This is a genomic window from Lysinibacillus pakistanensis (assembly GCF_030123245.1).
GTDB classification, from domain to species: domain Bacteria; phylum Bacillota; class Bacilli; order Bacillales_A; family Planococcaceae; genus Lysinibacillus; species Lysinibacillus pakistanensis.
This window is the reverse complement of record NZ_CP126101.1, coordinates 4,346,624-4,369,406: the sequence shown is the minus strand read 5'-3', so window position 1 is coordinate 4,369,406 and position 22,783 is coordinate 4,346,624. Positions and strand designations below refer to the sequence as shown.

21 protein-coding genes are annotated in these 22,783 nt (G+C 37.5%); 15 read left to right on the top strand and 6 right to left on the bottom strand.

The window, feature by feature from the left end; translation table 11 throughout:
• Positions 1 to 223: 223 nt before the first annotated feature.
• A complete protein-coding gene (locus QNH24_RS21780; RefSeq protein WP_283869512.1) occupies positions 224 to 742 on the bottom strand; it encodes an antibiotic biosynthesis monooxygenase family protein in 519 nt (172 codons plus the stop codon).
• A gap of 456 nt (positions 743 to 1,198) precedes the next feature.
• On the opposite strand from QNH24_RS21780, the gene hemE reads away from it, so the two are divergent.
• The 3 genes from hemE to hemY all read left to right on the top strand — a co-directional run bounded on the left by hemE (position 1,199) and on the right by hemY (position 4,769).
• Positions 1,199 to 2,248, top strand: coding sequence for a uroporphyrinogen decarboxylase (gene hemE / locus QNH24_RS21775; protein WP_283869511.1), 1,050 nt, complete (start codon positions 1,199 to 1,201; stop codon positions 2,246 to 2,248).
• A gap of 161 nt (positions 2,249 to 2,409) precedes the next feature.
• Positions 2,410 to 3,330, top strand: coding sequence for a ferrochelatase (gene hemH, locus QNH24_RS21770; RefSeq protein WP_283869510.1), 921 nt, complete (start codon positions 2,410 to 2,412; stop codon positions 3,328 to 3,330).
• Between the two features lie 14 nt (positions 3,331 to 3,344).
• Entirely contained in the window at positions 3,345 to 4,769 is a 1,425-nt protein-coding gene (hemY, locus tag QNH24_RS21765) for a protoporphyrinogen oxidase (RefSeq protein ID WP_283872919.1), read from the top strand.
• 235 nt (positions 4,770 to 5,004) lie between these two features.
• Here the strand turns inward: hemY and QNH24_RS21760 are convergent, their stop codons facing one another.
• The gene (locus tag QNH24_RS21760) at positions 5,005 to 6,258 is read right to left on the bottom strand and encodes a collagen-like domain-containing protein (RefSeq protein WP_283869509.1); all 1,254 of its coding nucleotides are present in this window, start codon (positions 6,256 to 6,258) and stop codon (positions 5,005 to 5,007) included.
• 170 nt (positions 6,259 to 6,428) lie between these two features.
• Positions 6,429 to 7,514: a glycosyltransferase family 2 protein gene (locus tag QNH24_RS21755; protein WP_283869508.1), complete on the bottom strand. Its 1,086-nt coding sequence runs from the start codon at positions 7,512 to 7,514 to the stop codon at positions 6,429 to 6,431.
• Between the two features lie 187 nt (positions 7,515 to 7,701).
• Between QNH24_RS21755 and QNH24_RS21750 the strand changes: the two genes are divergently transcribed.
• From QNH24_RS21750 to QNH24_RS21725, 6 genes are all read left to right on the top strand, one after another.
• Positions 7,702 to 8,670, top strand: a complete 969-nt coding sequence (locus QNH24_RS21750; protein ID WP_283869507.1) for a YncE family protein — start codon at positions 7,702 to 7,704, stop codon at positions 8,668 to 8,670.
• Entirely contained in the window at positions 8,667 to 9,350 is a 684-nt protein-coding gene (locus tag QNH24_RS21745; RefSeq protein WP_283869506.1) for a response regulator transcription factor, read from the top strand. The genes QNH24_RS21750 and QNH24_RS21745 overlap by 4 nt, the downstream gene beginning before the upstream one ends.
• Complete coding sequence (locus tag QNH24_RS21740; RefSeq protein ID WP_283869505.1) at positions 9,347 to 10,738, top strand: sensor histidine kinase; 1,392 nt, start codon at positions 9,347 to 9,349, stop codon at positions 10,736 to 10,738. Before QNH24_RS21745 ends, QNH24_RS21740 begins: the two co-directional genes overlap by 4 nt.
• Positions 10,739 to 11,254, top strand: a complete 516-nt coding sequence (locus tag QNH24_RS21735) for a FixH family protein (RefSeq protein WP_283869504.1) — start codon at positions 10,739 to 10,741, stop codon at positions 11,252 to 11,254.
• 120 nt (positions 11,255 to 11,374) lie between these two features.
• Positions 11,375 to 11,947 (top strand): TetR/AcrR family transcriptional regulator, encoded by a 573-nt coding sequence (locus tag QNH24_RS21730; protein ID WP_054772371.1) that lies wholly within the window; start codon positions 11,375 to 11,377, stop codon positions 11,945 to 11,947.
• Between the two features lie 101 nt (positions 11,948 to 12,048).
• Positions 12,049 to 14,238, top strand: coding sequence for a YhgE/Pip domain-containing protein (locus QNH24_RS21725; RefSeq protein WP_283869503.1), 2,190 nt, complete (start codon positions 12,049 to 12,051; stop codon positions 14,236 to 14,238).
• Between the two features lie 459 nt (positions 14,239 to 14,697).
• On the opposite strand, the gene QNH24_RS21720 is transcribed toward QNH24_RS21725, so the two are convergent.
• The 3 genes from QNH24_RS21720 to yhfH all read right to left on the bottom strand — a co-directional run bounded on the left by QNH24_RS21720 (position 14,698) and on the right by yhfH (position 16,372).
• Positions 14,698 to 15,576: an IS3 family transposase gene (locus QNH24_RS21720; protein ID WP_283868389.1), complete on the bottom strand. Its 879-nt coding sequence runs from the start codon at positions 15,574 to 15,576 to the stop codon at positions 14,698 to 14,700.
• Positions 15,576 to 15,869, bottom strand: a complete 294-nt coding sequence (locus QNH24_RS21715; RefSeq protein ID WP_283868388.1) for a transposase — start codon at positions 15,867 to 15,869, stop codon at positions 15,576 to 15,578. Before QNH24_RS21715 ends, QNH24_RS21720 begins: the two co-directional genes overlap by 1 nt.
• Before the next feature lie 377 nt (positions 15,870 to 16,246).
• Positions 16,247 to 16,372, bottom strand: a complete 126-nt coding sequence (gene yhfH / locus QNH24_RS21710) for a protein YhfH (RefSeq protein ID WP_012292204.1) — start codon at positions 16,370 to 16,372, stop codon at positions 16,247 to 16,249.
• A 144-nt stretch (positions 16,373 to 16,516) separates the two neighbouring features.
• Here yhfH and lplA point away from each other — a divergent pair, with 144 nt between their 5' ends.
• From lplA to QNH24_RS21680, 6 genes are all read left to right on the top strand, one after another.
• A complete protein-coding gene (gene lplA, locus QNH24_RS21705; protein ID WP_283869502.1) occupies positions 16,517 to 17,509 on the top strand; it encodes a lipoate--protein ligase in 993 nt (330 codons plus the stop codon).
• A 135-nt stretch (positions 17,510 to 17,644) separates the two neighbouring features.
• Positions 17,645 to 18,349, top strand: a complete 705-nt coding sequence (locus tag QNH24_RS21700; RefSeq protein WP_283869501.1) for a response regulator transcription factor — start codon at positions 17,645 to 17,647, stop codon at positions 18,347 to 18,349.
• Complete coding sequence (locus tag QNH24_RS21695) at positions 18,349 to 19,332, top strand: sensor histidine kinase (RefSeq protein WP_283869500.1); 984 nt, start codon at positions 18,349 to 18,351, stop codon at positions 19,330 to 19,332. The genes QNH24_RS21700 and QNH24_RS21695 overlap by 1 nt, the downstream gene beginning before the upstream one ends.
• Positions 19,333 to 19,343: 11 nt before the next feature.
• Entirely contained in the window at positions 19,344 to 19,769 is a 426-nt protein-coding gene (locus tag QNH24_RS21690; protein ID WP_283869499.1) for a hypothetical protein, read from the top strand.
• A gap of 13 nt (positions 19,770 to 19,782) precedes the next feature.
• Positions 19,783 to 20,559, top strand: a complete 777-nt coding sequence (locus QNH24_RS21685; protein ID WP_283869498.1) for an ABC transporter ATP-binding protein — start codon at positions 19,783 to 19,785, stop codon at positions 20,557 to 20,559.
• Entirely contained in the window at positions 20,531 to 22,465 is a 1,935-nt protein-coding gene (locus tag QNH24_RS21680) for an FtsX-like permease family protein (protein ID WP_283869497.1), read from the top strand. Before QNH24_RS21685 ends, QNH24_RS21680 begins: the two co-directional genes overlap by 29 nt.
• The last annotated feature ends 318 nt before the right edge of the window (positions 22,466 to 22,783 follow it).

Here is a 22,783-nt window from a genome sequence, read left to right as displayed (position 1 = left end):
ATAATATTTTACCACCACCACGGATGATGGTGAGGAGCTGGCGTATGAGGTGCGGCTCCTGTAAAGAAAAATGTGCCTGGCTTTTCCTCTAAGATTGTTGTCTCCATTTCAAAAACATTACAAGTTTCCTTGGGTAGTTTGATCAAGGTGTGTACCATGTCCACTCCTACCTTGGATTTTAGGTTAGATTATTCTAGATAAAAACAGTGTGGTAAAACGAATGTTACTCCTCGTCTTCTTCTTTTGGGGTAGCACTATAGGTTGTAATATAGGAAGCAGCTGAAAATATATTTTGCTGACGTACACCAGTTGGTTCTTCCCGTTCAGCATGTGCTGATTTAAATGCTTTTGAGCTTTTCCATGCTTCAAATGAATGTGGGCCATTCCATTGTGTCATGACAATATAGGTTTCGCTATTTAACGGTCGAAGTAGTCGGAATGCTAAAAAACCCGGTTCATCCTCGATAGCACGTGCACGATTTAAAAAGCGATGTTCAAAAACAGGTCGACCTTCATCTGTAACAGGAATATTATTAAAAACAAAAAATCCACGCTCTTCTAAATTATTTACTGAATCTAATACTTCAAACTTACGTGGTGTGGCAAATACAGATTTTCCTTCAGTTTCATGTATAAGTACAGAATTCCCTTCCCCATGTATTAGAATCATCTCCTGGTTTTGGTGCTTTTTTCTTACTTGTTCTAAAAAATCTCCTGTACCTGAAGTTAAATAAATATACATAAATTTGCCCTCCTTATGAATGCTCTGACTAATAGCTTGATTATCTCCATTTAAGTGGAAGTCTATAGCTTTGTCAAAAAAGAAACCTTTTAGAAAGAACAATTTTATGACATTTCATGTGGAAAACTATACAATTGCTAAGGAAGCGTTTACTATTGAAAACGGATATCAATAATAAAGGAATAAACTAAAGATTTTATCTTCATTCAGAAAATGTTTTTTGTATCGAAAGCAAAGCGGCGCATACAGAAGGCTCCCACTTCTACATGTGGTGAGATGAACGCGGTTTTGGTTTCTTTTCATTGGGTGTTCAAACACCTACTGAATGAAGATAAAGCCTCTGGTGGATGTCACGGATTTTCAAAGGAATGAATTGTGCAGGTACAAAATCCGGACGTAATTACGCCAAGGCGAAATTGATACGATATGAATTTTATCGAGGGGAAGGAACTATTCATGACAACATTTAATGATACACTTCTTCGTGCTGCACGAGGGGAAAAAACAGAACATACACCTGTCTGGTATATGCGACAAGCAGGACGCTCTCAGCCAGAATATCGTGCGATTAAAGAAAAATATTCGTTAGAGCAAATCACACATCAACCTGAGCTTTGTGCGTATGTAACGCGTTTACCCGTAGAAAACTATAATGTTGATGCGGCTATTTTATACAAGGATATTGTAACACCTCTCCCTGGTATCGGTGTCGATGTGAAAATCAAAGCAGGAGTTGGTCCTGTTATTTCCAATCCTATTCGTTCAGTTGCTGATGTGGAAAAATTAGGCGAATTTAATGCTAAGGAACAGACACCTTTTGTATTGGAAACAATAAAATTATTAACAGAAGAGCAACTAAATGTACCTTTAATTGGTTTTGCTGGTGCACCTTTTACGCTTGCAAGCTATATGATTGAAGGTGGACCTTCAAGAAACTATAATAAAACAAAATCATTTATGGTATCAGAGCCACAAGCTTGGTTTGCATTAATGGATAAATTAGCAGATATGATTATTTCTTACGTAACAGCACAAATCGAAGCGGGAGCAAAGGCAATACAAGTATTTGACTCTTGGGTAGGTGCTCTAAATGTTGAAGACTATCGTATCTTTATTAAACCAGTAATGACACGTATTTTTGCTGAGTTGAAAAAAGAAAATGTGCCACTTATTCAGTTCGGTGTTGGTGCAAGCCATTTGGCAAAAGAGTGGAATGATTTACCGATTGACGTTGTTGGCTTGGATTGGCGTCTACCGATTAAAGAAGCAAGAGCAAATGGTATTACTAAACCAGTACAAGGTAACTTAGATCCATCTTTATTAATTGCAGACTGGTCGATTATAGAAAAGCGTGCAAAAGATATTATTGATCAAGGCTTAGAAATGCCTGGACATATCTTTAATCTTGGACACGGTGTATTCCCAGACGTAGATCCAGAGGTATTGAAACGATTAACAGCTCTTACTCATGATTACAGTGCTCAACAAATCCAAGCACGCTCTTAAAGTTAAGAAGCTTTGACTAAATCTTGTCTGTGAATACTACATTCTGTACAAAACAGCAAGGGAGCTGTCCAACCAAATAAATTGGACGGCTTCTTTTTACCACATATTATTCTTGATAAGAAAAGATATTTTTAAACTATTATTTAGAGGTGAAAAGGGTAATGAAAGAAATCAAAGGCTTGTTAGTAATGGCATATGGAACACCTTATAAAGAAGAAGATATAGAACCTTACTATACGCATATTCGTCATGGTCGTAAACCATCACAAGAGCACTTAGAGGATTTACGTAGTCGTTATGAAGCAATTGGTGGGTTATCACCACTTGCTGCTGCAACAAAAGCTCAAGCAGAAGCCCTTTGTGCACGATTAAATGAAGTTCAAGATGCTGTAGAATACAAATTATTTATTGGTTTAAAGCATATTCATCCATTTATCGAAGATGCTGTAGAACAGATGGTAGCTGAAGGTATTAATGAAGCGGTTTCTATTGTATTGGCGCCTCATTTTTCAACATTCTCCATAAAATCTTATAATGGACGAGCAGCAGAAGCGGCTGGGGATCGTTTAACAATTACTTCAGTAGAATCTTGGTACAATGAACCAAAATTCATAGAATATTGGAAAAATAAAGTGAACGAAACATTTAATGGTATGTCTGAAGAAGAACGTGAAAAAGCATGTTTAATTGTGTCTGCCCATTCACTTCCGGAGAAAATAAAAGAGTTGGGCGATCCATATGAAGACCAATTAATCGAGACAGCTCGTTTAATCCAAGCAGCAACTGGTGTAGAAAATGTAGAAGTAGGCTGGCAATCAGCAGGGCAAACACCAGAGCCTTGGATTGGTCCAGATGTTCAAGATTTAACTCGTGAACTTTACGAGCAAAAAGGCTTCCGTTCATTCGTTTACACACCAGTTGGCTTTGTAACAGAACATCTAGAGGTTTTATATGATAATGATTTTGAATGTAAAGTTGTTTGTGATGAACTAGGGGCGAAATACTATCGTCCAGCTATGCCAAATACGCATCCATTATTCATTGATGCGATGGTAGATGCTATTCATAAAAAATTAAGCTAAGCGAAAAGAAAGTGATGATGTTGGTGACCCAGAAAAGACGAAAGGTAGTTGTGGTAGGCGGTGGCATTACTGGTCTTACAGCTGCGTTCTATATGCAAAAAGAAGCAATCGCAAAAGAATTGCCGTTAGATATCGTACTTGTCGAGTCGTCACTACGTCTTGGCGGAAAAATTCAAACACTCAGAAAAAATGGTTTTATTATCGAGCGCGGGCCAGAATCTTTCTTTGATCGTGAGAATTATGTATATGCTTTGGCAAAGGATTTAGGCATTGAACAGGAAATGATTACAAGCAATACAGGACCGACTTACATTGCTGTTGGTAGTCAATTGTATCCAATCCCCAGTAATCTTTTGTCTGGGGCAACACCACATGTCTCGTCATTTATTACATCAGGTTTGTTTTCACTTAGCGGCAAAGTTCGTGCAGCGGGGGATTTTTTCATCCCTCGCTCTGCACAGGATGATGACCAACCATTAGGGCAATTTTTTAGAAGAAGATTTGGTGCTGAAATAGTGGAAAATCTAGTAGAGCCATTACTTGCTGGAACATTTGCTGGTGATATTGAGCAGTTAAGCATGCGGTCAACATTCCCACAGCTTTATGGATTAGAACAAAAATATCGTAGCCTACTTATTGGTATGAAAAAGTCGGGTACGAATTTTTTAAATAACAATCTCAATACGGAAAGTAAGGGGATCTTTCAAACATTTAATAATGGTCTTGAGACACTTATCGAAAAACTTGAAGAATCACTACTGCCTGGGATAGTTATGAAGGGTGTTAAAGTTGAGGAAATTGAGCATGGTATGGATGGTACTGTCCAAGTTGTGTTAAACAATTTTACACAATTAAAAGCAGATGCCGTTATTATTGCTACACCATTTAATGTGGCAAGAAAAATGTTCAGCAAACACAAGCTATTAACTGAATTGAGCACGATGAAGGCAGCAACTATTGCTACTGTGACAATGGCATTTAAAAAAGAACAGTTAGGTGATCTAGATGCAATATCATTTTTTGTCTCCCGAAATAGTGATTTTTCAATAACTTCCTGTACTTGGATAAATCGAAAGTGGCCTGGCACAATACCTGATGATTATGTGCTGTTACGTAGTTATATTGGCCGAGTGGGCGACGAGGCAATTGTAGCGTTATCCGATACAGAAATTGAAAAGACTGTGTTGCAGGATTTAATGAAAACGGTTGGTGTAGATGGAGAACCGTTAATGACTGTAGTTTCCCGCTGGAAAAATGCTATGCCGCAGTACACGGTAGGGCATGAGGCAAAGATAGAGCGTGTAAAACAAGAATTACGTGAACATTTTCCGACTGTTAAGCTCTCGGGAAGTTCCTTCGAAGGAATATCAATACCTGAATGCGTTGAACAAGGTAAAAATGTTGCTGACGAAGTACTAATGGAAATGTTTATGGATTAAATAGTTATTAGAAGTAGTACAAACTTGAACAATGTTTGTACTACTTTTTAATTGCTTTTAAGAGATTCCGCGATAAATTATTTGTAAAGTATGAAATAGGAGCGTTTAAAAGTAAACATTGCACAAGTTAGATACATTGAAATAGAGAACTGGGAAAGTAAGCTTTTACTTTCCCAGTAAAGATCATATAGAGAATGATAGTTGTTCAACCAGTAAAAATTTTTGTTCTTTTATGCTATGAAATTCGGTGACATGACCATACAATACCGCCAGAGTTAGCTCCTCCAAGAGTAAGCCCGATTGTTAAACCGCTAGCATTGTAGAATAAATCAATAGTATCACCTGCATTTAACTCGACTTCTCCAGCTAATGTTACTGTTCCATTACCAAGAACAGCGCGTAAAGTTAACACCACAGGTATTGCTACGTTTAATACAGGGAATAACCCACTTATTAAATTTGTTGATGCGTTTCTGCGAATTGCGAATGACGGATTGACAGTAGGACCTAAACTTAAAGTAAGAGCTGCAGTTGTAGAGTAGTTGATTGTAGCCTCAAAAGCATATCTTCCGGTTGTTGGAACAGTGAAAATTCCTGTTACTGGATTGAATGCTGGTGTTGTGAAATACGGCGATGCAACACTCCAGTTTTCGATTGTACTAGAAGCACTTACTGCTATACCATTATTAAATGCTGAGAAACCTTCTGTAAATGCTGGTCCAGTAGAGCCAGTCACACCAGTACCAGTAGGCCCAGTAGGCCCAGTGTCACCAGTAACGCCGGTAGCGCCAGTGACTCCAGCTAACCCAGCCACACCAGTAGGTCCAGTAACGCCGATAGCGCCAGTGTCCCCAGTAACCCCAGTAGCGCCAGTAGGTCCAGTGACTCCAGCTAACCCAGCTACTCCAGTAGGTCCGGTAGCTCCGGTAGCGCCAGTGTCCCCAGTAACGCCGGTAGCTCCGGTAGGTCCAGTGATTCCAGCTAACCCAGCTACTCCAGTAGGTCCAGTAACTCCGGTAGCGCCAGTGTCCCCAGTAACGCCGGTAACCCCAGTAGCGCCAGTAGGTCCAGTGACTCCAGCTAACCCAGCCACACCAGTAGGTCCAGTAACGCCAGTAACCCCAGTAGCTCCAGTAGGTCCAGTGACTCCAGCTAACCCAGCTACTCCAGTAGGTCCAGTAACTCCAGTAGGTCCAGTAACTCCGGTAGCGCCAGTGTCCCCAGTAACGCCGGTAACCCCAGTAGCGCCAGTAGGTCCAGTGACTCCAGCTAACCCAGTAACCCCAGTAGCTCCGGTAGCGCCAGTGTCACCAGTAACGCCAGTAGCGCCAGTAGGTCCAGTAGCGCCAGTAGGTCCTGTAATTCCTCCGGTAGGTCCCGTAGGTTTAACTGGCCAAATAGGACAATTTTGAGGAAAATTCCCTTTACAATTACAAGGAAATGAGTTACATCTACTACAAATCCTATTTTTAAAATTTGCAAAATCCATTTTCTCACCTCCTTTCTCAGATATCGTATTCATTGAGATGATAGAAGAAATAGATAATTACCTCTTTTTTTGATAAATAGGATTTGTTCATAGTTTATTTTTTGGAAGTTTTATTGAAAAGTTGTTTTATGCCAGATTATAACTTTAAAAAACTTAATTTAATTAATATATTAAGAGCTCTTATGGTCTTTCGCTAAGATTCGTTCAAAATACTTTTTATTGTGTAAAACCTTTTCGTCATTTGGAATAAACGATCTAGCTAATTCATTATGGGCATTGGCTAGTTCATATTGTTGCAAGCGGTCAAAAAGTACACAAAGTTGTAAATGAGGTAACCACGTAGTATAGATTTTATTTTGGAATGGGGCGTTTGGGTTTTGTTTAATGATGAGGGCTTGTTCGTACCAGAATATAGCTTCGTAATTTTTATAATTATCCATAAAATGGAATCCTAGTCTACAACACGCTTCTGGGCGGGGAATATCATATTCGAAGCTTCTCAATATAGAGCTCAAATAATTTCCTTTATCATCTAAATTGGAATAGCAATCTGCTAATTTGTAGCATGCTTGAATATTATCTTCTACCCAGCCCAATTTAGAGGTTAAAAATGTTTCATAGTAAAATAGTGCATCCTCAAATTGTCCATGATCTAGTAATTCATTTGCGTAATAAAATGTATCACGGGGGGAAAGAGGTTCTCCAGATTGGACGAGTTGCCTATAGATATTAATATTTCGAGTATGATCATGACTAAGTGGTAAATGGCTGACAGCGACATCACTATCTAAAAGATGGCCACCTACCTCTAAATATTCGTGGACAGCTCCTATCCATTGAAAGTGTTTATCCCTTTTTACTAAACGATATCTTCTTATTAGAGAGCTTACATGGCCCTCACTATCAAAACTTAAGTGATAATTCATTGAAACTGCGTCTATATTTGAGTTTAATGATTGTTTTAGAGATTTAAATTTCTCCTGATCCTCCGCTAAAAATACATCGTCTGCATCAAGCCATAAAATATACTCCTTTGTTGCTTGTTGAAATGAAAAATTTCGTGCTGCTGCAAAATGATGAATCCAATTAAAATCAAAAATTCGATCTGTAAATTGTTTAGCGATTTCCTTTGTACTATCGGTAGAACCCGTATCAATAATATTAATCTCATCAACCAAGTCTTTAACGGATGCTAAACATCTACCAATAACATCTTCTTCATTTTTTACGATCATACATAAGCTAATTGACACCATAACTAAAAAAGCCTCCTTTCCAGAATCTATGTAGTATATGTTTTCTAAAGGAGGAGAGTTGGATAAATGTTTGTTAGTAGTATTATTTTTATAATGGATCTGACAATGCCGCTGGTTTGTCATAGAATTACCAATCAAGTTTCACTCGGATTTCACAAATGTGAAGTATAGTTAAGAGGCAGAGGTGATGATGTTGAAAAGGATTGCATTCTTCATTCTTTCTTTACTTCTAGTAGTATGGTTGGCTGGCTGTAAGGAATTATCCTTTAAGCCTATCAAGAGCAAACAGAACTTTATTGCGTCTTTAAATATACAAGAACCATCATTAGATTTTATAGATGAACAGGGGAAGGTAATTGCCACATGGTTGTTCGATAAAGCTTATACTGGTGCAGTATTGCTGGGAGACAATCGTATATTATTGTTCGGTCATCAGTTAGATAAAATTGATGTTTATACATTATCAACTGGGGAAAAGCTCTATTCAAAAAAAGTGAAGATGGGTACTACAAATGTTTATTATTCCGAAAATGATAAACAATTCTTTATTACGAATAGCACCACGAATACAGTGACAAGCTTTGATGAGAAGGGAAATGAGCTTGCCTCACAGCAGTTAGGTAATTACCCTATGTCCATGGTAGCTTTTAAGGAAAAGCTATATATCATAAATTTTAAAGATACCAAATTATCAATTTTAAATGTCAAAAATCTGAAGGTTGAACAGGAATGGGTCATTCCAAAATCAGCACATGGTTTAGCGATAATAGAAGAGACAAATGAACTGTGGGTTGGAGGGCATGGTGATGGCAGTAAACCTAATAGCTCTGTAAAGCGTTATGATTTAGCTACAGGCGAATTGCAAGGTGAAATAGAGATGCCGTTAATGCCTGTAGGATTAACAAAAACGAAAGATTCAGTACTTGTAATTAGTCATGGACATAATGAATTATATGTAGCTGACTTTAATGGTAAGGTGAAATGGCAGCTAGAGGTAGGGGCTAATCCATTTGTTGTTGATCAATTTAAGAATTATATTGTAGTTGCCGGGTATGATGATCACACATTGTATTTTATTAAGGATGGTCATGTAGAAAAAACAGTGGATGTTGGAAAAGGTGCATTTCAACTGTTAGTGAGGGAGGAAAAATTGTGACAACTGTATTAATTGTTGATGATGAGCGAGATATGCGCAATCTAATAGAGATGATGCTTAAAAATTCTAATTTTGAAACCTTTACTGCAGCAAGTGGTATGGAGGCATATGATATTATTGTTCGTGAACAAATTGATTTGGTTTTACTAGATGTTATGATGCCGCATGAGGATGGCTTTGTAGTATGTCAAAGTATCCGAGCAATGTCGAATGTACCAATCATATTTTTAACTGCCCGTGACGCAAATGAAGATAAGGTAAAGGGGCTAACGCTTGGCGGGGATGATTATATTGTCAAGCCATTCACAGTAGAGGAGCTACTAGCTCGTATACGTGCGGTTTTGAGAAGAACTGGCTCAAGAATAACGGAAATACAGCAAAAATATATTGTTATTGGACCAATAAAGTTAGATGAAATATCTCGAAAAGTTTCTGTGAATGATAAAAGTATCCCACTTACGCTAAAGGAATTTGAACTATTGCAGCTATTTATGAAAAATCCAGGAAATGCATATACGCGGGAGCAATTATTAGAACGCATTTGGGATATTGATTATATTGGTGGAACAAGAACTGTGGATACACATATTAAAACGTTACGGCTGAAGCTTGGAAAGGAAGCAGCGGCATATGTACAAACCGTCTGGGGAGTAGGCTACCGTTTTGACGCAAACGAATGAAAAAGATTTCTACTCGTATTTGGATATTAATTTTTACTTTTTTAATTATAACGGTCGTATTTATGTATGTTTTGACTGATTTTTTATATGAACGACTTTATGTGGAAGACACAGAAGATATGATGATTGAGGTCGGTACGAAGTTACAAACTATGTTTCCAGGCGGAAAGGTAACAGATGAATTTATTGCAGATATTGAACATTATAGTAATTATTCAAATTTAAATATTTTTGCAGTCAGAAATCCTCGTGAGCTTAGCGCTTGTGTACCATTTGATATTGATTATGAAACATTGATTGGTCCAGAGGATCGCCAGCAATTATTAGCAGGTCATTATGTACAGAAAATAGGGTATGAGCCTCGGTTTGACAGACAGCTTATTTCTGTAGTACTTCCATTAGTAGATCAAAATAGACTTGAAGGCATTATCTATATTTACTTTCCATTGGCAAAAATTAGTGAGTTAGCAAATGAACAGGTTGTTTTTCTAGTTGGAAGCGCCCTATTATTTTTACTCGTAATAAGTTTTTTAATTTATCAAGGGATTCGCCATATAATGCGACCGTTAAGTGAATTGCAAAGGGCAGTAGAAGAAATGTCGGATGGAAATTATGGAACTCGTGTGCCGGTTAATTCAAGGGATGAGATTGGCCGATTATCTAGTACCTTTAATAAAATGGCAGCTTCTATACAGCAAGAGGATGAGGCGCAAAAAACATTTTTAGCTACCGTTTCTCATGAATTACGGACGCCTATTAGTTATGTGAAAGGCTATGGTGAAGCATTGCATAATGGTTTCATACAGGAAGAACAGAAAGAAGAAACCATTCAGCTGATTGTTCGCGAGGCAAATCGTATGGAGCGTTTGACAAATGAACTGCTTCAACTAGCTCGGATGGAGAATGAGCAAAAAGAAATTACCCTATATCCAATTCCACTTGCTGAAACATTACGAGAAGTACAAAAGATATTAACTCATCAGGCAGAAAAAAAGAGGATAGCACTCCATTTAGATGCTGACGATGCTTTAATTATCAAAGCAGATGAAATCAAGCTGAAGCAGGTTTTTATTAATATAATAGAAAATGCTATTAATTACTCGAATGAGCAGTCAAAGATAGAAATAGTAGCTGTGGAGAATCATAACAATGCTCAGATTATAATAAAGGATTATGGAATTGGTATTCCACAGGAGGACCTACCACATGTGACTGAGCGCTTTTATCGTGTCAATAAGGCTCGTAGTCGAGCAGATGGTGGTAGTGGCTTAGGCCTATCAATTGTGGAGCAGCTTTTAAAGCAGCTATACGGTAAAATTGAAATTGAAAGTAAAGTAGAAAAGGGCACAACGGTGAAGATTACGTTGCCATTAATGGAGGAAGAATAAATGAAAAAGTGGTTGTTTGCATTAATAGCAGTACCTGCATTATTAGTTGGGTGTGGGGAAAAAGAACCGACAACATTAAAGGAGCCAGAGGTACCTCAAATACCAGATGTTGAAATTTTAACAGCAAAAGAAGTAGCAATTAATGAAACAATTGAACTTGCTGCACATGTAGAGCAGGGTGGAAAAAATGTCGATAATGCTGCTGTAGAATTTGAGGTTTGGGAATCTGGCAAACGTGATGAAGGACAAATGATTGAAGGGAATTTAGAGAAGGACGGCGTTTATAAAGCAACAACGACTTTCGACCATGATGGTGTTTATTATATATACGCTCATACAACTGCTAATGGCGTACATAATATGCCAAAACAACAAATTATAGCTGGAAACCCAGATATGTCAAAGGTTGTACCAGAGGATGACAAAGCGAAAAACAGCATGGATAATAATATGATGAACCATGGTAATGATACAGAGCAAAGTGATGAAGAAAAAAATGAAAAAAATCATGATTAAACACTTGCATTATTGTTAAAATAGGAATATGATAATGACCAGATGACCGAAATGGTTTTCTGGTCATTTTGTTTCTGTGTACTAAGAATGTACATAACATAACAAGAAAGGATGTTACTAATGGATCGTAGGCAGGAAATTCTTGAAGCAGCTGCAAAATCTTTTACATTGTTTGGTTACAAGGCGACAACGATGGAGCAAGTAGCGAAAATTGCTAATGTCGGTAAGGGTACGATTTATACATTCTTTGCAAATAAAGAAATTTTATTTCAAGAGATAGCAATGTCACTTGTACGAGAGATGAAGGCAGAAGCAGATGCAGTGTTGGATGCATCAGCTAGTTTTATGGACAATGCACATAATGCTTTAATGAAAATGCTCCAGTTCCGTGAAAAACATCTTTTATTTGCGAAGTTATTAGAGGAGGAAAAAGAATTACGAACGCCAGTTGTCAAACAAGTTCTCATCCGTATCGAGACTGAGATTTTATCGTATGTTGCTGAGTTAATTCAAAGGCGTATTGATAAAGGTGAGATTCGAGACTGTGATGCAGAATTAGTAAGCTATCTATTGCTAAAGGCATATCTAGCATTTGTCGTTGATTGGCATGAACTACATGGTGATATGATTCCCGAGGAAAAGATTTTAAATCTTTTTAAAGAAACAATCTTTCGTGGACTAATTTTAACTTGATTACTGGATTAAGCCAGTCTATTCATGGAAGGTTTCAATTTTTTGGATTAAAATGACCGACTGACGTTTTCGGTCAACTAGTATAGGAGTGAGGTAATTTTATGATTAAAGCTGAATGGCTGAAAATCTTGAAAACAAGAAAAATGCTTGTGTCAATCATCGCTGTATTATTTATCCCAGTCATGTATGCAGGCATGTTTTTATGGGCTTTCTGGGATCCATATGCAGGCCTACCTAACCTACCAGTAGCAATTGTCAATGAAGATAAAGGTGCTGAAATGGATGGGGAAAAATTAGACTTAGGTGATACCCTAGTCGAAAAGCTTGTTGATAGTGAGCAATTTAATTTTATTGAAGTATCTAAAGAACAGGCTGAAAAAGGTTTAAATGGCCGTGACTATTACATGATTTTAGAAATTCCAACAAATTTCTCTGATCATGCTACAACACTATTAGATGACAAACCTTCTAAATTAGTGATGAACTATATTCCGAATGAAGGATTAAACTTCCTTGGTGCACAGATTGGTGAAACAGCAATGGATCGTGTACGTGCGGAAGTAAATGCACAGGTTTCAGCGACTTATGCAGAAAAATTATTTGATTCCATTGCAACACTTGGAGATGGCTTTACAGAAGCTGCTGATGGCTCCAATAAGCTAGATGAAGGTGCTCAAAAAGTTGCTAATGGTGCGAAAGATTTAAAAGGTTATCTTGAGCAACTAGCATCAAGCACAATTGAGTTATCAAATGGTACAGATAAAATCACAAAAGGTGCTGGAGATGCTGCCAAAGGTGCAAATGATTTATCTACTGGTTTAGTAAAGCTTCAGGATGGTACAGTGCAATTACAAAAAGGTGCCCAACAAGCAGCTAATGGTGCTACAAGTCTTGAGCAAGGTTTAACGCAATATACACAGGGTGTTGCGAAAGTGGAAGCGGGCTTAAACACTTTAAATGACAAACAACAACAGATTAGTTCAGGCGCAGCTTCTATTGCTGAGAACGCTGGTGCATTAAATGGTGCAGCAAACCAATTAACATCTGGCTCTGCAAAAGTAGAAGCAGGAATTACAGCCTTATCTAACCAATTACAAGGTATGATGGCTTCAATGCCTGAAGAGCAAGCAGCAGTATTAAAGCAAACATTAGCAGAGCTTCAAGCTGGAAGTGCTAGCGTGCATAATGGTTTAAATTCGTTATCTGCAGGCACAGAAAAATTACAAGCTGGTGCAAATCAAGTTAGCTCTGGAGCTACTCAAATTGCAGCAGGTCAGGCAGAAGTGTTAGCAGGGGCTAACACACTAACTGCAAAAAGTAATGCATTAGTGGAAGGCGCTAAGGGTCTTCAAGCAGGTAATACGACATTAGCAGCAAAATTAGGTGAACTAAATGCTGGCGTGAAAACAGCAGTAACAGGTTCTAAAACATTAGCGTCTGGTTTAAATGAATTAGCGAATGGTACAACAACTTTAAATCAAGGTACATCTACACTTGCCTCAAAATCTGGTGAGCTAGCACAGGGCTCTGCAACACTTGCAGATGGTTCAACTGAGCTTGCAGATGGTACATCAACTTTATCTGGCAAATTAGGTGAAGCAAGTGAGAAAGCAAATGAAGTTCATGCAAATAAAGACACATATGATATGGTAGGTAGCCCAGTTCAAGTCGATAAGGAATCTGTTAACCATGTACCTAACTACGGTACAGGCTTCGCTCCATACTTTATTTCCCTTGGCCTATTCGTTGGAGCATTATTAATTTCCATCGTGTTCCCACTAGTAGAGCCAGCTATTCGTCCGAAAAATGGAGCAGCTTGGTTTACAAGTAAGGTGTCAGTATTAGCATTCGTTGGCTTAATTCAAACTATATTAACAGTGGTTATTGTTAAATGGGGACTTGGTCTTGAAGTAAATAATTTAGGATACTTCATATTAACAGCATTATTAACAAGCTATGTTTTCTTAGCTTTAATTCAAATGTTAGTGTCCATCTTCGGTGATCCAGGACGCTTCATAGCAATTGTTGTACTAATTTTACAATTAACAACAAGTGCGGGAACATTCCCACTGGAGTTAATCCCATCACCGTTACAAGTATTTAATAAACTATTACCAATGACATATACTGTTCAAGCCTTTAAATCAAGTATTTCTACAGGCGATATGACATTCTTAATGCAAAACTATGGCGTTCTATTAGGCTTCCTAGTTGCATTCTTAGCAATTACGTTCGGATACTTCATGTTACTACACACAAAACGCTATTCCAAAGTAGCCGAAGAAAATTAAAATTCAACTTACTATGCACCCACCAATTAAATGGTGGGTGTTTTTATGTTGCTATTGTATTGAGTATTTTCATGGGCTTGGCTATTGTGAGAAAATTCTCAGGTGGAGGGGAGGTCCGCTCGGGTATAGAAAGGATTCGCTCAGGTAGAAGACCAGACCTGCTTAGGTTGAGAGAAAATTTGCTCGGATAGGAGGCAAATTGCTTGAGTATAGAAAGAATTCGCTCAAGTAGAAGGAAGAACTGCTCGGGTTGATGGAAAATTCGCTCAGGTGGGAGGCAACCTGCTCGGGTATAGAAAGGATTCGCTCAGGTGAAAGGAAAAAGTGGTCTTCTGTCAAGAAAGTGGACATAAAAAAGTGAGAGCTTCAAAGCTACCGCACTGCGTTTGGTGGGCAATGGAAGTCAATTGTTCAAAGAGCTTGAACAATTGATTTCCATCGCTTGAAACGGTTTTGAGATTAACTTGCGTGTTTCTGAAACGTCAAGCGTTCAAATTGGTTCGGTGAACGATAGCCAAGGGTCGAATGTCTTCTATGTTCATTATAAAAATTTGAAATATAACCATTTATCGCTTTGAAGGCTGCTTTCTTTGTTTGGAATTTTTGGCGATAAATCATTTCTTTTTTTATGGTCGCATGAAACGATTCAATGCAGGCATTGTCATACGGATCACCTTTTTTACTCATACTAATTTGGCAACCATGCTTTTTTAAAAGTTCGATATATTCCGTTGAACAGTATTGCGCCCCACGGTCTGAATGATGAATGAGTCCTTTTTTTGGTCGGCGTATGAAGAACGCTTTTTTCAAAGCTATTAACACTAAATCTACTTTCATATGATCGGCCATTTCCCACGCTACAATTTTACGAGAATACAAATCCATAATACTCGCTAAATACACCCATCCCTCCAGCGTTCGGATATAGGTAATATCAGCGACCCATACTTGATCTGGTTCTTCCACATAAAACATGCGTTTCAGTATATTAGGATACACCAGTGCATCATGATTTGAATCTGTTGTCGTCACATAGCTTCTCGGCTGTGTTGCGCACAGTTCCAGTCCTCGCATGATGTTTGCCACTGTTTTTTGTGAAAGAGGATAACCCCATTCCAACAGATCTTTATGTACTCGCGGGCTGCCATACGTACCATAGCTTTCATGAAACGATTGTTTAATTTTTTGTGTGACTTTCATTTTATATTCTTCTTTTTCTGTTATCGGTGCTGCCTGTTTTGCCAACCATTTATAATAGCCACTCGTCGATACTTTTAGAACACGGCACATCTTTACAATCGAAAACTCCTGTTTATGCGCTTCAATAAATTCAAACACTACTGCGGGTTTTTGGCAAAGATGTGCATCGCCTTTTTTAGAATTGCATTCTCCTCTTCTAAGTCACGAAGTTGCTTTTCATAAGTTGCTTCTAGCTTCTTTAGCTCCGAAGGGGTTATATATCTCACGTCGCCATTTTCTTGCTTTTTTCCATCACGATACTTTTTTACCCAGCGGTGAATAGAAGATTCCCCAAGCCCTAATTCATACGATAATTCTGTTACTTTTCGATTTTCTTCTACTACTAATTTCACAACATAATCACGATATTCTTGGGTTATTTTTTTAGTCATTCGGTACACGTCCTTTAAAATAGTTATTTCTATCATAGCTACTCTCAGTTTTCCGTGTCCACTTTTTATACTAACCTCAAAACTGCTCAGGTTGAGAAAAAATTCGCTCGGCTAAGAGGAAAAACTGCTCGGGTGAAAGAAAAAACTGCTCATGCTAAGTAGAATTTCACTCAGGCAGGAAGTCTCCTCTACCCAGGCAATGAAAAAATCTGCTAGATCCCAGAAACAACAAAAAAAACAACAGCTGATATGAGCGTATCAGCTGTTGTTTCGTAAGTGTAAGAGATTTAATTAAGGGTTCATCAAAAATGATGAGGGGTGTCATTAATAGTACGTGTGGGGCACGTAAATGACAATATTACAGAATAGGCAAATGCTTATAGGTGGTTACATTTTTCACAAGTGTTGCTGTAGCATTCACTTTGTTCTTCAATTTTTTCACCGCATTCTGTGCATTGCTTTGCAGGTAGGTTCTTGAAAAATTCAACTACGTTTTCTAACATTGTGGACTCCTCCTTTAAGTTCATCTGTACTATTACTGTTTTGATATTCCCTAGTGTATTATAACAGATGCTTTTCGTCAACACAAAATGCCTAATTTGCGTTAAAATAAATATGGATATTTTGTGAAGGAGGAAAAGCAAACGATGATTTTTGTTGATAATAAAGGAATTCATGACCCACGCATTAACCTTGCCATTGAGGAGTACTTATTAAAAACAATGGATGTTGAAAAGGAACCTGTACTCCTTTTTTACATAAACCAGCCTTCCATCATCATTGGAAAAAATCAAAATACTATTGAAGAGATTAATACAGATTACGTGGAGGACAACGGCATTATTGTTGTGCGACGACTATCTGGTGGTGGTGCAGTGTATCATGATTTAGGAAATCTTAACTTTAGCTTTATTACCAAAGATGATGGCGAAAGCTTTATGAATTATAAAAAATTCACGCAGCCTGTTGTTGAAGCATTGGCCAAAATGGGTGTCAATGCAGAGCTTTCGGGGCGTAATGATATTTTGGCAGAGGGACGTAAGGTTTCCGGAAACGCACAATTCTCTACTAAGGGGCGAATGTTTAGTCATGGCACATTGATGTTTGACACAGAAATTGATGCTGTTGTGTCTGCTTTAAAAGTGAAGAAGGATAAAATAGAATCCAAAGGCATTAAATCAATTCGCTCACGAGTGGCTAATATCTCAGAATTTTTGAAGGATAAGATGACTGTTGAAGCGTTCCGATTAGAAATTTTGAAATCCATTTTTAATGGTGAGGAAAATATTCGTTACTATGAACTATCGGAGGAAGACTGGGCAAATATCCATAAACTATCCGCAGAACGTTATCAAACTTGGGAGTGGAACTATGGTAAATCCCCACGCTTTAATATTCAAAAAACACATCGTTTCCCAACAGGAGGCATTGATATTCGCTTAGAGGTAAATCACGGCATTATTGAAGAGGCGCATATTTTTGGTGATTTCTTTGGGGTAGGAGACATGGCTGATGTTGCACAACGACTAGTTGGGATAAACTATAATCGAGCAGCAATTGCTGAAGCGTTAGCGGATATTGATATTCCAACTTACTTTGGTGGAATTACAACTGAAGAGTTTTTACAATTAATTTATTGAGTAAAGCTAATTCGGAAAAGACGCATGCCTAAGACGTCACACTTAGAGTACATGATCTTTTACGATAAAGGTTCGCAGACAATTATGTCGTCGAACCTTTTTTTGATACAATACAGAGTAGAAAGGAGTGTTCGTATGGAGAAGCATCGAATATTTATTGTCGAAGATGATGTAAAGATTGCATCATTACTTGCGGAAACGCTTAGAAAATATCAATACGAAGTTGAAACAATTAAAGAATTTGATCATCTCATTGAAGAGTTTACAGCATTTAACCCACATATGGTGTTGCTTGATATAAATTTACCTGCGTACGATGGCTATTATTGGTGTCGTCAATTACGTCAGCATACAACTTGTCCAATCATTTTTATTTCTGCCCGTTCAGGGGAAATGGACCAAATATTCGCATTGGAAAATGGTGGTGATGATTTTATCACAAAGCCGTTTAACTATGAGATTGTGCTGGCAAAGATTCGTAGTCACTTGCGCCGTACATATGGTGAATATGCAGCAAGACAAGAAGAACGGACGATTAAGCAGGGACAGCTAATTCTTCATTTAGAGAGAATGGAGCTTCATAAAAATGATTTAGAGATACCCCTTCAGAAAAAAGAATGTATTATTTTAGAGCTACTAATGGGTAATGCTCCAAAAGTAGTTACTCGTGAGCAATTACTAGAAGAGCTCTGGGATGATCAGGCTTTTGTGGATGAAAATACATTGAACGTTAATATGACACGAGTACGTAAAAAACTTGCGGATTATCATATTTCTTCCACGATTGAGACAGTGCGCGGTGCTGGTTATCGCTTTATGTTAAGCGCAGGTGAGCTATAGTGGGCTGGAAATTATTTTTGCGTGATTATGCATCATTCATTGTGTTCCAGCTACTATTAGTTGGATTCATCATGGTCTTATATGGGCTCGACGGTTTTCGAAACGTTGATACTGCGATTTATTCCTTCTGTATTAGTTTAGTATTGCTAGCCTCTTTTTTACTTGTCCGCTATTTAATGCGTCAGCGTTATTTATTGAAAATCTCGCAGCTTCCAAAAACAATGGAGGATGTACTCCAAAAAAACGCGAAAACGCCAGAAGCGATACAGACTGAAAAATATATGCATGAGCTTTATCGACTTTATCAACATGAGCTCCACTCATTGTATGCAAGTCAAAAACGACACGATCAATTTATGAATCAATGGGTGCATCAAATGAAAACACCGATATCAGTAATTGAGCTTTTATTACAGGATGAGCGCCCACTTGATAAAAGGAATGTGCAGGAGGAGATTGATCGTTTACGAAGAGGTTTGGACATGGTACTTGTGAATGCTCGATTGGAGAACTTTGAGGAGGACATGCAAGTAGAGCAAGTGGCATTAAAAACAATTGTTACTGCAACTGTAAATGAAAATAAACGTTTATTTATTACGAAAAGAGTTTTTCCTGAAATTCATATCGAGGATGACATAATCGTAGCAAGTGACTCTAAATGGCTTCGATTTATTATCGGACAATTTGTAACCAATGCTGTTAAATATACCTTTGAAGCCAATAAGAAAATAGTTATTTCTGCTGTGAAAAGGGATGACCATGTGCAGTTAGCCATTTGCGATGAAGGTATTGGTATTCCTGCCTCAGATCTTTCGCGTGTCACAAAAGCCTTTTTTACTGGAGAAAATGGTCGTAAAACAGGGGAATCTACAGGAATGGGCTTATATTTAGCTAAGGAGATTTGTGAAAAGCTCGGGCACGAATTAAACATAACATCAGAGGTAGGAAAAGGAACCATTGTTACAGTGACATTTACGAATTAGGGGGAGCAAGGATGAAAGAGGTACATTTTAATGAATGGGTTTTGAATATCGAGAGCGAAAAAACGGAAGCATTTATCGAATCAAATCAAGGTGACTGTGAATGTCTTTCCTGCAAAAATTTCCGTAAGGCTAATCTTTTGCTCGATGCAGAAGTTATGCATTTTTCAAATTGTCTTGGGTTAGACTTACAAAAACCAACTTTACTAAATGCTTTTCCTGTAGATGGTGAACAGGTGATGTATAGCGGACATTATACGGTATGTGGAGAAGTTATTGAAGGGGAAATGGACGCTTGGGATGTTGTTGTTGGCAATCATTGCTTTAGTCTTGTAGAGGACGATGATCAGGTATCGATTGCAGAGCCACATTTTCAAATTGGTTTTGAGGTAGTCTTGCAATGGCTATTACCAGAATCCCTGGAACTAATTAAGAAATAAGGTGAATGAAGCTATGTCTATTTTACAAATAAAAGATGTGACAAAGGTTTATGAAGGCAAGGTAACACATCGTGCACTAAATCAACTTAGCTTTGATGTTGAGGAGGGCGAGTTTTTAGCAGTCATGGGTCCATCAGGAAGCGGAAAAACAACATTATTAAATATTATTTCTACCATTGATGAACCCACTAGCGGTGAAATTATTTTAGACGGCTTAAATCCGCATAAGCTAAATGCAACAGAGCTTGCCTACTTTAGAAGAAGACAATTGGGTTTCGTTTTTCAGGATTTTAATCTGTTGCATATGCTGACAGTTGAAGAAAATATTGTGTTGCCACTAACGTTGGATCAACAACCGTTAGAAGTCATGGAGGAACGTTTGGCAAGCATTGTTGAAAAGCTGGATTTAACTTCTTTCTTGCAAAAACGACCAAATGAAATATCTGGTGGGCAGGCACAAAGAACCGCTATTGGACGAGCTCTAATTCATAATCCAAGTTTGATTTTAGCAGATGAGCCAACCGGTAATTTAGATTCGAATTCTTCACGTGATGTACTTGAACTTTTAACAAAAATCAATAAGGAAAAACAAACGACGATAGTCATGGTCACACATGATCCCATTGCAGCAAGCTACTGTGATCGCGTGTTATTTATTAAGGATGGAGAATTTTTCAACGAAATTTATAAGGATGATCGCCGTCAGATGTTTTTCCAACGAATATTAAATGTTTTAAGCTTACTAGGAGGAGGACAAGTAGGTGACCTTTCGACAATTCGCTTACCGTAATGTCGTACGGAACAGCCGTATTTACGGAGCCTTTTTCATGGCAAGCTTTTTTTCTGTGGCTGTGTTTTTTATCTATTCCATGCTAATGTTTCATCCAGATATTGAACGAGGTATTTTAGGTGAGGTATCGTTAATTGGAATGATTGGTGCTGAAATTGTACTTGTTCTTTTTACACTTTTCTTTCTGTATTATTCGATGAGTGCGTTTTTAGAGGCCCGATCACATGAATTTGCGATTTTATTGCATCTAGGTATGGAAAGACGTCAGATGAATAGATTAGTTTTTTTAGAAACGATGATTATAGGATCAGGCTCCATTATTGTTGGCATTATATTTGGCTTCTCTTTCTCAAAATTCTTTTTCATGATTGTGAGAGAAATTTTACACTTAGATCAATTGCCATTGTATGTTTCTTGGCAACCATTTTTGCTAACAATCGGTGTCTTTACTAGTGCCTTTGTGGTCATCTCGTTTATCAGTGTGTACTTTACTCGTGAAAGAAAGTTACGTGATTTAATTAAAGGAAATGACTATTTAAATAAAGGTTCTACTTATTCGAAAATACGAGCAATATATGGTATTGCCCTCATTTTATCCACATATATTCTAGCCTTTATCGTTGCAAATACATCATTAATTGGATTGACCTTATTAATTCCGTTTTCAGCGACTTTTGGAACCTATTATTTTTTCAGTGATTCGTTACCTTGCTTTCTAGATGTAGCCCGAGGCAAACGAAAATTCCATTGGCAGCGCTATCGCCTTCTTTCATTAGCTGAGCAAACTCATATTATGATGGATAATGTAAAAATGTTTTTTGTTGTAACGATGGTATCAACTTTGGCATTTTTATCGGTTGGTGTTTTAGCGACAATGTCTTCGTATACGACGCAGTATGATCGTTTAAATCCACTGGGGCTTGTGTATAAAGGAGATGTGGATAATCCATATGAACGAAGTCATATTAACTCTTTGCGGATTCAGCTAGAAGAAAAGGGTTTATCTTATCATTTATCCCGCTTCGTTGTAGTAAAACAAACTTCTTCTTTTACACATAATGAAGTGGAAGTTTTTAGAGAATCAGATATGAACGTATTATTATCTTCCTTTAGCTATCCATTGCTTGATTTGGCACCCGGAGAAGCTGTGTTCATACCCTATTCGGAGGATTCCTTAAAAAAATTAAAAAATAGAGTGGTAAATACCATTCTAGAGGAAAATTCTATCCCAATCACTATAGATAGTGTTTATCCTAAAATCATATTCCCAGGCTCTATCGTTAGTGTCAATTCAATTATTATAAGTGATGAGGACTTTGCCAAGCTCGTTAAGCCGATTATTAATAAAAATGTTGAGCAACCAGTTTATCATTTATTTACTTTTTATATTCCTCAATGGATGGAAACAAAGGATATTGGTAGTGATATTGATGAATTAGCTATATCTCAATATTTCAAAAAGAAAGGTAAATTCAGTCCATTTTATTTTGAAAACGCAGGATTAAATTATTCTTATATATTAGCTACCTACTCATTATTTACATTAGTAGGGGTTCTGGTGGCAACAGTCTTTTTATTAGCGGCAGGCAGTTTTATTTACTTTAAATTGCATACCTCTCTTGAACGAGAAAAGCGTAAATTTGATGTTTTAAAACGGATGGGCTTAACAGATACAGAGCTCAAAAAGTTAGTGAATCGGCATCTCTTCCCGCAATTTTTCTTGCCATGGGGTGTAGCAATGATGCATAGTGCCTTTGCCTTTCTAATGGTTCAAAGCATTTTAAAAGATATTGCTAATATTTCCATTGTTAAGGAAGTTTTCTTTGCATTTGGTTTCTTTGTTTTAATACAAGTAATCTATTTCTATCTAATTCGATGGCGCTACATCTCCCATATTCGTTCGTAATGTAGGTGTATAAAAGAGAAAAAAATGAATTATTTGACGGTTTTTTTGACATGAAATAAAAAGTCTCATTGTCTTTTAGATATATTTCTTATATAATAATACTGAATAACGATTCATTTTATCTTCATTCAGTAGAAGACTCCCACCTCTGAGGTGGTGATATGGATGAGGGTGTAATTCCTTTTTAAGGAATATCCAAATATCTACTGAATGAAGATAAAGCCTCCAGCGGATGTCACGGATTTTCAAAGGAATGAAGTGTACAAGCACAATTCAAAATCCGGACGTAATTACGCTTAGGCGAAATTGATACGATAA